This is a genomic window from Microbacterium sp. zg-B96 (assembly GCF_030246865.1).
GTDB lineage: Bacteria > Actinomycetota > Actinomycetes > Actinomycetales > Microbacteriaceae > Microbacterium.
Genome location: NZ_CP126738.1, coordinates 2,587,656 through 2,599,381, shown reverse-complemented (window position 1 = coordinate 2,599,381; position 11,726 = coordinate 2,587,656). Strand labels below are relative to the sequence as shown.

Here is an 11,726-nt window from a genome sequence, read left to right as displayed (position 1 = left end):
AGCGTACGCCCGCGGCATCCGCGCCCGCGTGGCGCGCCCCTGTCACGAATGGTCGCCGGGAGCGCCCGTTTGTGACAGGGGAGCAGGGGCGCCGGGGAGGGGACGACGGGTGCCGCGGGTGCGGGAAAATCGGGCTCGAACCTCCGCGGCTGCGGTGCTAGCGTCGGGGCGTGGACAGCTTCCGCATTTCCGAGGCCGCGCGCCTGCTCGGCGTCAGCGACGACACCGTGCGCCGCCTCGTCGACCAGGGCACCTTGCCGACGACCGGGGAGAGCCCGGCGCGCATCCCCGGCGATGCGCTCGCCGCGCACGCGACCGAACTCGCGCGCAGCACGGCCGACCCCACCGACGTGCTCTCCAGTGCCCGCAACCGGTTCGTCGGACTCGTCACGCGCGTGCAGATCGACGGCGTCATGGCGCAGGTCGACATCCAGGCCGGGCCCCACCGCGTCGTGTCGCTGCTGTCGGCCGAGGCCGTGCGCGAACTGGCGTTGGAACCCGGCTCCCTCGCCGTCGCGGTCGTGAAGGCCACCAACGTCATCGTCGAAACCCCGAAGGCCTGACGTGCGCGCGCGTCACGCCGTCGCCGCCGCGCTCGCGGCCATCGCGCTGACGGGGGCCGGCTGCGCCGCCAGCGCGACCGCCCCCGGCACCGCCGCCGGCCCCGACGAAGACCCGAACGCTCCCGCCGCGCCCGCGGCCGACCCCGGCCCGGAACTGACCGGCGAACTGTCCATCGCCGCCGCGGCGTCGCTGCAGGCCGCGTTCGACGACCTCGCGACGGCGTTCGAGGCGCGGCATCCGTCACTGGAGGTGCTCCCCATCGCCTATGACGGCTCTCCCACCCTCGCGACGCAGATCGTCGAGGGTGCCGCCGTCGACGTGTTCGCCGCCGCCGATCAGGCCACGATGCAGACGGTGGTGGATGCCGGTCTGGCCACCGACCCCGCCGCGTTCGCCACCAACACCCTCGCCCTGGTTGTCCCGCCCGGCAACCCCGGCGGCGTGCAGGACCTCGCCGACCTCGCCGACCCCGACCTCATCGTCGTCGCCTGCGCCGCCGCGGTGCCGTGCGGTGCGGCATCCGGAGCCCTGCTCGACGCGGCGGGCGTGACGGCGAGCATCGACAGCCACGAGCAGAACGTCACCGCCGTGCTGACGAAGGTCGCGACCGGCGAGGCCGACGCGGGGCTGGTGTATGTGACGGATGCCGCGCGCGCCGCGGTCGACACGATCCCCGTCGCCGGTGCCGCCGACATCGTGAACCGCTACCCGATCGTCGCGCTCGCCGAATCCGCCAACCCCCGCGCGGCCGCGGCGTTCGTCGCGTTCGTCCGCAGCCCCGACGGGCAGGGCGTGCTCGCCGGCCTCGGGTTCGGGGCGCCGTGAGCGGGCCGACTGCCCGCAGCACCCGGCCGGCAGGCACCACCCGCCGGGTCCGGCCCGCCCGCGCCATGCGTGGGTTCATGCCGCCGGTGCTCGCGATCCCCGCGGTCGTCGGCCTCGCGCTGCTGGTGGTGCCGCTGGCGGCGCTCATCGGGCGGGTGGAATGGTCGACGCTGTGGGCGGATGTCACCGCGCCGGCGGCACTCGCGGCACTGGGACTGTCGCTGCGGACGGGGCTCGCGGCCACCGCGGTGTGCCTCGTGCTGGGCGTGCCGCTGGCTCTCGTGATCGCCCGCGCCGGCGCACGCACCGCCGCGGTGCTGCGGGCGCTGGTGACGGTGCCCCTCGTGCTGCCGCCGATGGTCGGCGGTGTCGCGCTGCTGTTCCTGTTCGGGCGCAACGGCTGGCTGGGGCAGGCGCTAGCACAGTGGGGCGTGCAGATTCCGTTCACCACGACCGCGGTCGTGCTGGCGCAGACCTTCGTCGCGCTGCCGTTCCTGGTGCTGGCGCTGGAGGGGACGCTCCGCTCCACCGGCGTGGGCTACGAACAGACCGCCGCCGGGCTCGGTGCCGGACACTGGACGACGCTGTGGCGGGTGACGCTGCCGCTGGCCGCGCCGGGCCTGGTCGCCGGGACCATCCTGTGCTTCGCGCGCGCCGTGGGGGAGTTCGGGGCGACCGCGCTGTTCGCCGGCAACGCTCCGGGCGTCACCCAGACGATGCCGCTGGCCATCTACACCGCGTTCAACGGTGCCGGAGTCTCGCAGGGCACGGCGGTGGCGCTGTCACTGCTGCTGCTGGTGACCGCCGTCACGGTGCTGCTGCTGGTGCGCGCCTGGCGACCGGGAGCTCTGCGGTGAGCACGGCCCTGCACATCGACATCGACGTGGTCCGCCGTGGTTTCCGGCTGCAGGCGGCGATCGAGGCGGCGCCGGGGCAGACGGTCGCCGTGATGGGGCCCAGCGGCGCCGGCAAATCCACGCTGCTGGATGCGCTCGCCGGTTTCGTGCGGCCCTCGGCGGGCACGATCCGGGTCGGCGACCGCGAGGTGTCCGGCCACGGCGTGCACGTGGCCCCGCACCGGCGCGGCATCGTGCTGCTCGGGCAAGACCCACGGCTGTTCCCGCACCTGAGCGCCCGCGACAACGTCGCCTTCGGGTTGCGTGCCCGGGGTGTTCCGCGCGGGCAGGCCGCAGCGGAGGCGGACGAGTGGCTGTGGCGGGTGGGCCTGCCCGGTGCAGGCGACCACGCGCCGCGGGAACTGTCCGGCGGCCAGCAGCAGCGGGTCGCCCTGGCGCGCGCGCTCGCGGCGGCCCCCGACGTGCTGCTGCTGGACGAGCCCCTGACGGCGCTGGACCCCGAGACCGCCGCCGGCATCCGCACCATGCTCGCCGAGCAGCTCGCCGCGGTGCACACCACCACGGTGCTCGTGACGCATGACGCGGTGGATGCCGCGGCCGCCGCCCAGCAGCTGGTGCTGCTCGAGGACGGGCGGGTGACTCAGCAGGGGCCGGTGCGCGAGGTGCTGCATGCGCCGACCACCGGGTTCGGTGCGGCGATCGCGGGCCTCAACCGGGTGCTCGGGGAGACCCGTGATGGCGCCTGGTCGGCGGGCGGGTTGCGACTGCCGGCCGGCGTCGTCGGCGCGAGAACACCCATCGGCCGCGCGCCAACCGACGGCCCCGCGGCCGCTCTGTTCCGCCCCGGTGCGGTAGCCGTCGACGCCGTCGCCGATCCGACCTGGACCGGCGCCCTCCGCGCTGCGGAGACAACGAGGCCGGTCGACGGACAGTGGCTCGCACGGGTCGTCCGCCTGGAGCAGACACCAGCCGGCGTGCGCGTGCACACCGCCGAGCCTGCGGTGGCCGCCGACGTCTCGGTGGACGACGTCGCCGCCTTGGGGCTGGCTCCCGGGCGACCGGTGCGGCTGCGCGTCGCGGCATCCGACGTCCGCATCGTCGGTGTCGACGCCGATGCTGCCAGGATGGCGGGATGACTCACATCCGTCCCTACCGCCCCGGCGACGAAACCGACGTCGCCCGCGTGTGCCTGCTGACGGCGGATGCGGGCACGGATGCCACCGGCGTCTTCGCCGACGACGACCTCTGGGCCGAGGTGTTCGTGCTGCCGTATGTGGCCCGGCATCCGGACCTCGCGTTCGTCGTGGAGACCGACGACGGCCGCGTGGCCGGCTATGTCGTGGGAGTGCCCGATACCCGGGCTTTCGAGGAGTGGTTCGCGACCGAGTGGTGGCCGCGCTTCGCGCAGCGCTGGCCGAAGCCCGACATCGAGCGCAGCAGGCAGGACGGCACGCTGATCTACGCGTACGGTCGCGGCCCCGGCGCGGAGCCCTACGGCGACACGCATCCGGCGCACCTGCACATCGACCTGCTGCCCGAACTGCAGGGGCAGGGCTGGGGGCGCCGGCTCATCGACACGCTCGTCGAGGCGCTGCGTGCGCGGGGCGTCACCGGGTTGCACCTGGTCGCATCGGAGGACAATGCCGGCGCGCTGGCGTTCTACGACCGTCTCGGGTTCGAGCGGGTGCCCTCGCACGACGGTGTGCAGGCCTTCGCCCGCGACCTCTGACGCTTGACGTCGCTGCCGCGATGGGGAGATCTCCCCATCGCCTGGCTGCGCGTGCAATGGTGCACTAGATGCCAGGAGGTACCCGATGACCGCCGTCACCGTGCCGCCCGCCGCCGGGTGGGACTCAGCCGACGCCTGGACGGCGTTGCATCGGGCGGAGACGACTGCGCACGATCTCGCCGCGATCGCGGCGGCGTACCCGGACTACGCCGAGCAGATCGCCGAGCATCCGCAGGCGTATCCGGCTCTCATCGAGTGGGCCGGCATCGTCGCAGCCACCCGCCGACCCCCGCGCACCCCCGGATCGCCACCGCAGGTGGCCGGGCTCACCGACCTGATCGCTGGCAGGCGCCGCGATTCCGGGGCGCATCCGCTGGCGTACTCCGCCGATGCCGCCGCCTGGCGCGCGGCGGTCGCCGCTGGGTCCGCGCGGGGCCAGAGCGCCGATGCGGCGCCGGGCGCCGTCCGTCCCGTGACAGCCATCGGCCGCCTGGTGACGGATGCGGGCCGTCCGTTGACGGAGGCGGGCCGTCCCATGACGGAGGCCGTCCGCCTGGTGACGGATGCCGCAGCCGATCGCGTCCCGTGGACCCCGGCCGGAGTGGAAGACGCCGCGGCCGACGCCACCGTGTCGACCGCCGAACTGGCGGCCGCCCGCGCCGCCGCGGCTGCGCTGAGCGTCACTGCTGCCGAACCGCAGCCCTGGTGGGTCACCGACGCCTCCGCGCCCGGTGACGCATTGGACGCCGCCGCCGCCCACACGATGCATCGCGCTGATTTCGCCCCGGTCGGCCCGCAGCGGGCGGAGGCGATCGCCGTCGGATCCGCAGCAGGCGAGGCCGCGGCGAAGGCCCAGTCGGCCGTACCGGAGCGCCCGGCACTGCCGAACCGCAGTGCCGCCGATGCCGCGGGCTCCTACCCCGTGGCATCCGCCCCCGCATCGGCGGTCGCGGCCGCGGTCAACGCCAAGGCCCTCCTCGCGCTGGTCTTCGCGTTCGTGCTGGCGCCGCTCGGGATCGTCTTCGGCCACCTCGCGCTGCGCGAAGTGGCCGCCACCGGCGAACCCGGCCGCGGCTACGCCCGCGCCGGCCTCGTCGTCGGGTACGCCCTCGCCGCGCTCACGGTGGCCGCGGCGACCATGACGGCGCTCGTGCTGCTGCTCGGCTGACCCCGGCCACCACGCCGGAGACGTTCGTGACGACCAAGGCCTCCTGCGCACGCGCTCGGTCGTCGCAAACGGCCCCGCCGCGGCCGACGCCGGGGGCGTTCGTGACGACCGAGGCATCCAGCGCCCGATTCGGTCGGCGCACACGGCCGTGTCGCGGCCCACTCCGGGGCATACGTGGCCACCGAGGCCCCGTCCTGTCCGGTCGTCGCAAATGCCCCTCCCGCGGCCGACGCCGGGGGCGTTCGTGACGACCGAGGCATCCTGCGCCCGATTCGGTCGGCGCACACGGCCGTGTCGCGGCCCACTCCGGGGCATACGTGACGACCGAGGCCCCGTCCTGTCCGGTCGTCGCAAACGGCCCTCCCGCGGCCGACTCGGGGACGTTCGTGACGACCGAGGCATCCTGCGGCCGATTCGGTCGGCGCACACGGCCCACCCTGGCCCCAACGAGGGGGCGTGCGCGACGATCGAACGCGAGCGTCAGCGCAGCCGGCCGCTGTCGAGCCGTACGACCCGATCGACCAGGCCTGCCGGCGCCGTGACGTGTGAGATCAGCACGACCGCCTGCTCGGGCGAGACCGCCTGCAGCAGGTCGGTCAGCAGTGCATCGGATGCCGCGGGGTCCACTCCCGCGGTGGGTTCGTCGAGCACCAGCACCGGGAAACCGTGCAGCAGCGCCCGGGCCAGCGCGATGCGCTGCGCCTGACCGCCGGAGACGAGGGCGCCGCGTTCGCCGACGCGGGCATCCAGGCCGCCGCGCTCGACCAGCCACGGGCCCAGACCCACGCGCTCGAGCACAGCGACCAGCTCGTCGTCGGTTGCGGTGTCGCGGGCGAACAGCAGGTTCTGCCGGATGTCCTCGTCGAAGAGCATCGGCTGCTGCTCGCACAGCCCCACCGTCAGCCGCACGTCGTCGGGGGACAGCTCGCGCACCGACCGGCCGCCGATCTCGTACGTGCCGGTGCACTCCAGGAACCGCACCAGCACGTGTGCGAGCGTCGTCTTGCCCGCGCCGCTGGAACCCACCACGAGCAGCCGTTCCCCGGCGTGCACGTCCAGGTCCACTCCGCTGAGCGAGGGCTCCGCGGCACCCGGCCACTTCGCCGACACCCCGCGCAGTCGCAGGCCATCGCCCAGTGCAGGCGCCTGGCCGGTGGCCGGCACGTCGTCGCGGACGAGTCCGGGGGGGATGCCGTCGGGCACCGCGTCGGCGATCCGCTCGGCAGACGCGCGCACCTGCCGCCACGAAGCGGCGGCCAGCGGCACCGCGCCGAACACCTCGAACACCGCCATCGGTACCAGCACGGCCACCGCGAGGGCGGGACCGCCGAGCGTGGCGGCATCCGGAGCCGTCACCATGACCGCGAGGATCGAGGCGGCACCGGCCAGCAGCGACACGATCGCCGTGGTTGCCGCCTGCGCGCCGGCCCGGCGCACCACAGCTCGGCGCACGGCGGCGTCGGCCTGGGCGATGCGGGCACGACTGGCGGACTCGGCGCCGTAGGCCAGCAGCACGTCGAGGCTGCCGAGGTGATCGGTGACGGCGTCGGCGAGCGTGGCACGCAACGGCGCGATGGCCCGCTCGGCCCGTCCGCCGGCGGCCCAGCCCCACACCGTCGCGACGACGGCGGCCAGGAGCAGGCAGCCCAGCAGCGTCAGGGCGGCCGGCCACGACACGAACGCAATGAACACCACGGCGGCGATCGCGACCACCGCCGATCCGACGAGGGGTTCCACGACCCGCAGCGGCAGGTTCTGCAGGTCGTCGACGTCGTCCACGAGGGCGCCGAGCACCGAGCCGCGCCGCGTGCGGGTGAGCCCGTCGGGGGCCAGCGGAATCAGTCGGCGCACGAGCGAGGTGCGCGTGGTGGCGAGCTGGCGCAGCGCCGCATCGTGGGCGGTGAGGCGCTCCAGATACCGGAACGCGGCACGCGAGAGCGCGAACGCGCGCACCCCGACGACCGCGGCGGTGAGGTACATCACCGCGGGCTGTTCGCTGGCCCGCACGATGAGCCAGGCGCTGACGGCGAGCAGGGCGACGGCGGATGCCTCGGTGGCGACGCCGGATGCCGCGGCGCGCCAGAAGCGACGCCACGGCGGCATCGCGCCGCGCAGCACGTCCGCGGCGGTCGTGGACGGTGCCCGGCGGGTCGGCTGCATCGTCATGCCGGCACCTCCGCGGCATCCAGGCGCACGATGCGGTCGGCGTACGCGCGTGCCGTCGTGCGGTGCGAGATGAGCAGCACGATCGCGCCCTGGTCGGCCATGCGCCGCAGGCTCAGCCACAGCCGCTCCTCGGTCTCGGCATCCAGCGCGGCGCTGGGCTCATCCAGCGCGAGCACGGATGCCGTGCCGCGCAGCTGCCGGTGGATCGCGCGGGCCACGGCGACGCGCTGCGCCTGCCCGCCCGACAGTCCCGCGCCCTGCACACCGAGCTCGTAGTCGGGGTTCAGGTCCTCGGCGCAGGCGAGGTCCAGCGCCCGGTGGATCGTCGCGGAGTCGGAGGTGTCGTCACCGAGGGCGACGTTGTCCGCGATCGTGCCGGCGATGAGCCCGGCGCGCTGCCCGGCCCAGCCCAGCCACCGATGCGGCGACAGTTCGGTCACCGGTGTGCCGCCCAGCGTCGCCTCGCCGTCGAACTCGGCTGCTCCTCGCAGGGCCGCGAACACGCTGGACTTTCCGGCGCCGCTGGCGCCTTCCAGCAGCACCAGTTCGCCGGCGTGGGCCACCAGGTCCACCGGCGGCAGCACGCGATCGCCGTAGCGCACCCGCAGGTCGCGCAGTACGAGCACTCCGGATGCCACTGTGGTGGGCTCGGGGGCCGACGAAGCGGCGCCGTCCGATCCCGCATCCGTCGCTGTGGCGCGGCGTGCCGCGCGGGCCTCGTCGAGCACCGCGAACACGTCGTTGGTGGCCGAGATGCCCTCGGCGGCGGCGTGGAACTGCACTCCCACCTGCCGCAGCGGCAGGTAGGCCTCCGGCGCGAGCAGCAGCACGAACAGGCCGACCAGCAGCGCCAGCTCGCCGTCGAGCAGCCGGAAGCCGATCGACACGGCGATGATCGCCACTGACAGGCTCGCCAGCAACTCCAGCGCGAAGCCGGAGAGGAAAGACACCCGCAGCACGCGCATCGTCTCGTCGCGGTAGCGCTCGGTGACGCGCTGGATCGAGGTGACGGCGCGATGCTGGCGGCCGAACACGGTGAGGGTGGAAAGCCCCCGGACGGTGTCGGCGAACCGCGCGGCCAGCTGCCGCAGCGTCTGCCACTGCTTGTCCTGCACGGCGCGGGTGGCCATGCCGATGAGGATCATGAAGAACGGGATGAGCGGGATGGTGAGCACCACGGTCAGTCCCGAGACCCAGTCCATCCACCACATCACCAGGATGATCAGCGGGGTGGCCAGCGCCGTCTGCACCAGCTGGGGGAGGTAGCGGGCGAAGTACGCGTCGAGGGCATCCAGGCCCCGGCCGGCGGTGACGGCGAGGTGGGCGGAGTTGTGACGGGCGAGCCACCCCGGTCCCAGCGTGTCGACGGCTTCGACGAGGTTCGCGCGCAGCTGGGCCTGCACCCGGGCGGACGCGCGGGCGGCGACGACTTCGCGCAACCACAGCAGCAGCGCGCGCAGCGCGACGACGCCGGCGAGGGCGGCGAGGATGCCGGACAGCTCACCCCACGGCATCCCGTCGATCGCGCCGACGATCGCGCGGGTCAGCAGCCAGGCGAACGCGACGATGACCAGCGTCTGGGCGAGCCCGATCGCCCCGATCACGAAGAAGAACGCCCGCGATGCGCGCGCGTATGTCAGCAGCCGGGGGTCGAGGGGCCGGCCGCCCGCGCGCGGTGGTGCTTCCGCGTCCTGCGAAGCCATGATTCGATCCTCCCACGGTGTGCCCGACGCGCCGGCACAGCAGACCGCCCCGGTCCGGCGCGCGACTCGCGCGGCCCGCGACCGGGACGGTCAGGGTTCAGTGCACCGTCGCGGCGGCCTTTTCGATACTCGAGCGCATGACGCGCTTGCGGAACACCCAGTACGTCCAGCCCTGGTACAGCAGCACCAGCGGCAGGAAGATCACCGCAGCCCACGTCATGATCGTGAGGGTGTAGTCGGTGCTGGACGCGTTCTCGATCGTCAGGTTGAATGCCGGGTCGGTCGTGGACGGCATGACGTTGGGGAACAGCGCCAGCCACAGGGTCAGCACCGCGAACATCACGGTGCCGGCGCCGAACCCGAAGGCCCAGCCTTCCCGGTCACGCCGGTTGGCGATGACGGAGCCGATCAGCAGCACCGCGGCGAGGACGGCGCAGGCCATAGACAGCATCAGCAGCGGGGCACCGCCGCCGGCGGCCATCGCCACCGTCCACACCAGGAAGATCGCGGCGACGACGACGGTGAGCAGGCCGGACTTCGCCGCCAGCGCCCGGGCGTCGGTGCGCACCTGGCCGTCGGTCTTCAGCGCGACGAAGTAGACGCCGTGCGTGAAGAACAGCAGCAGCGTGGTCAGGCCCCCCAGCAGCCCGTACGGGTTGAGCAGGGTCAGCAGCGAACCGACGAACTCGTGGTCGGCATCCAGGGGCACTCCCTGCACGATGTTGGCGAAGGCGACACCCCAGAGCAACGCCGGCACGGCCGAGCCGATGATGATCATCTTGTCGAAGCCCCGCTTCCAGCGGAGGCTGTCGCGCTGGTGGCGGTATTCGAACGAGACGCCGCGGAGGATGAGGGCCAGCAGGATCAGCAGCAGCGCCAGGTAGAACCCGCTGAACAGGGTGGCGTACCACTCCGGGAACGCCGCGAACAGGCACGCCCCGGCGACGATGACCCAGGTCTCGTTGAGGTCCCAGACCGGGCCGATGGTGTTGATCACCTGGCGGCGGGAGACTTCGTCCTTGCCGAGGAAGGGCAGCGACATGCCCACGCCGAAGTCGAACCCGTCGAGCACGAAGTACCCGACGAACAGCACTCCGACGATGAAGAACCAGAGATAGGCGAGATCCATGACGTGCTCCTAGTAGACCGTCGTCGGGGTGTCTTCGAGGGGTACCGGCTCCGCGGGGCCGTCGACGCCGGAATCCGGCACCGCATCAGGACCCTTCTGTGCGGCCTTGAGGATCAGCCCGAACTCCACCACCGCGAGGGCGGCGTAGATCAGGGTGAACGCGACGAGCGATATCAGCACCGTCCAGCCGGGGACGTTCGGCGAGACGCCGTCCTCGGTGAGCATGAGGCTGAACACGATCCAGGGTTGGCGGCCCATCTCGGTGAAGACCCAGCCCACGAGGCTCCCCAGCAGGGGCAGCGGCGCGGACCAGATCGCGACCCGCCACATCCAGTCCGCGACCGGACGGGTCGCCTTCTTGCGGGTGACCCAGAGGCCGGCGACCGAGATGAGGGTGGCGACGCCGCCCAGGCCCATCATCCAGCGGAACGACCAGTAGGTGACCCAGACGACGGGCATGTAGTCCACGCCGTCGCCGAACTGCTCGGTGTACAGCGCCTGCAGGTCGTTGAGGCCTTCGACGCAGCCGTCGAACGTGTGCGTCGACAGGAACGACAGCAGGTACGGCACGCGCAGTGACCAGATCTCCTCGGAGCCGTCGGGCGTGCCGAGGGAGAACAGCGAGAAGGAGGCATCCGCGCCGCAGGCGTTCTCCCACAGCGCTTCGGCGGCCGCCATCTTCATCGGCTGCGTCTCCACCATCACCAGACCCAGCTGGTCGCCCGAGATGGCGACGCCGATGAAGGAGATGATCATGAACCACATGCCGAACCGCAGCGATTTGCGCAGTGTCACCAGGTGCTGACCGCGGCGCAGGTGCCACGCGCTGACGGCGATGACGACGGCGGCGGCGAACATCCATGCGGAGAAGATCGTGTGAGGGAAGGCGGCCAGGACGACGGGGTTGGTCAGGACCGCCCAGAAGTCCACCATCTCGGCCCTGCCGCCGTCGGCGGCCATTTCGTACCCCACCGGGTTCTGCATGAAGGCGTTGGCGGCGAGGATGAAGTACCCCGAGAGGGTCGAGCCGAACACCACCATCCAGATGGATGCCAGGTGCAGCGCCTTGGGGAGCTTGTTCCACCCGAAGATCCAGACCCCGATGAAGGTGGCTTCGAAGAAGAAGGCCATGAGGCCTTCGAATGCCAGCGGCGCGCCGAAGACGTCACCGACGAACCGGGAGTACGACGACCAGTTCATCCCGAACTGGAACTCCTGCACGATGCCGGTGACGACGCCCATCGCGAAGTTGATGAGGAAGATCTTGCCGAACAGCTGCGTCAGGTGCAGCCAGGCGATGTTCGCCGTGCGGTGCCACGCGGTTTGGAAGATCGCGACGACCAGCACCAGGCCCAGCGTCAGCGGCACGAAGAGGTAGTGGTACAGCGTGGTCAGTCCGAACTGCCACCGGGCCAGCAGCAGTGGATCCAGAAAATCCATCGGAGTCCTCCCTCGTGCGGTTTCCTTCGGGCTGAAGGTATCCGCGGTTTTCGTGCGCTTGAAGGGCGACCAGCCGTGAATAATCCCGGCTGTGGTCAGACCACAAAGTCCAGTTACGAGAGTACCCTCGAAATCGTGATTGCGG

Annotated in this window: 10 protein-coding genes; 6 read left to right on the top strand and 4 right to left on the bottom strand. The window is 72.5% G+C overall.

Features of this window, described 5'->3' with window-relative positions; genetic code table 11:
* The first annotated feature begins 170 nt into the window (after positions 1-170).
* From QNO11_RS12250 to QNO11_RS12225, 6 genes are all read left to right on the top strand, one after another.
* Positions 171-563 carry a TOBE domain-containing protein gene (locus QNO11_RS12250; RefSeq protein ID WP_257508004.1) on the top strand — a complete coding sequence of 131 codons (393 nt, stop codon included), beginning with the start codon at positions 171-173 and terminating at the stop codon, positions 561-563.
* 1 nt (position 564) lies between these two features.
* The gene (gene modA, locus QNO11_RS12245) at positions 565-1,389 is read left to right on the top strand and encodes a molybdate ABC transporter substrate-binding protein (RefSeq protein ID WP_257508005.1); all 825 of its coding nucleotides are present in this window, start codon (positions 565-567) and stop codon (positions 1,387-1,389) included.
* Positions 1,390-1,454: 65 nt separating this feature from the next.
* Complete coding sequence (locus QNO11_RS12240; protein ID WP_257508732.1) at positions 1,455-2,246, top strand: ABC transporter permease; 792 nt, start codon at positions 1,455-1,457, stop codon at positions 2,244-2,246.
* Complete coding sequence (locus QNO11_RS12235) at positions 2,243-3,382, top strand: sulfate/molybdate ABC transporter ATP-binding protein (protein ID WP_257508006.1); 1,140 nt, start codon at positions 2,243-2,245, stop codon at positions 3,380-3,382. The genes QNO11_RS12240 and QNO11_RS12235 overlap by 4 nt, the downstream gene beginning before the upstream one ends.
* Positions 3,379-3,975 (top strand): GNAT family N-acetyltransferase, encoded by a 597-nt coding sequence (locus QNO11_RS12230; protein WP_257508007.1) that lies wholly within the window; start codon positions 3,379-3,381, stop codon positions 3,973-3,975. Before QNO11_RS12235 ends, QNO11_RS12230 begins: the two co-directional genes overlap by 4 nt.
* A gap of 85 nt (positions 3,976-4,060) precedes the next feature.
* Positions 4,061-5,143, top strand: coding sequence for a DUF4190 domain-containing protein (locus QNO11_RS12225; protein ID WP_257508008.1), 1,083 nt, complete (start codon positions 4,061-4,063; stop codon positions 5,141-5,143).
* A gap of 480 nt (positions 5,144-5,623) precedes the next feature.
* Here the strand turns inward: QNO11_RS12225 and cydC are convergent, their stop codons facing one another.
* The 4 genes from cydC to QNO11_RS12205 all read right to left on the bottom strand — a co-directional run bounded on the left by cydC (position 5,624) and on the right by QNO11_RS12205 (position 11,581).
* Positions 5,624-7,309, bottom strand: a complete 1,686-nt coding sequence (gene cydC, locus QNO11_RS12220) for a thiol reductant ABC exporter subunit CydC (RefSeq protein WP_257508009.1) — start codon at positions 7,307-7,309, stop codon at positions 5,624-5,626.
* Positions 7,306-9,012 (bottom strand): thiol reductant ABC exporter subunit CydD, encoded by a 1,707-nt coding sequence (cydD, locus tag QNO11_RS12215; protein ID WP_257508010.1) that lies wholly within the window; start codon positions 9,010-9,012, stop codon positions 7,306-7,308. Before cydD ends, cydC begins: the two co-directional genes overlap by 4 nt.
* A gap of 97 nt (positions 9,013-9,109) precedes the next feature.
* Entirely contained in the window at positions 9,110-10,141 is a 1,032-nt protein-coding gene (cydB, locus tag QNO11_RS12210; RefSeq protein ID WP_257508011.1) for a cytochrome d ubiquinol oxidase subunit II, read from the bottom strand.
* A 9-nt stretch (positions 10,142-10,150) separates the two neighbouring features.
* Positions 10,151-11,581, bottom strand: coding sequence for a cytochrome ubiquinol oxidase subunit I (locus QNO11_RS12205; RefSeq protein WP_257508012.1), 1,431 nt, complete (start codon positions 11,579-11,581; stop codon positions 10,151-10,153).
* Positions 11,582-11,726: the final 145 nt, after the last annotated feature.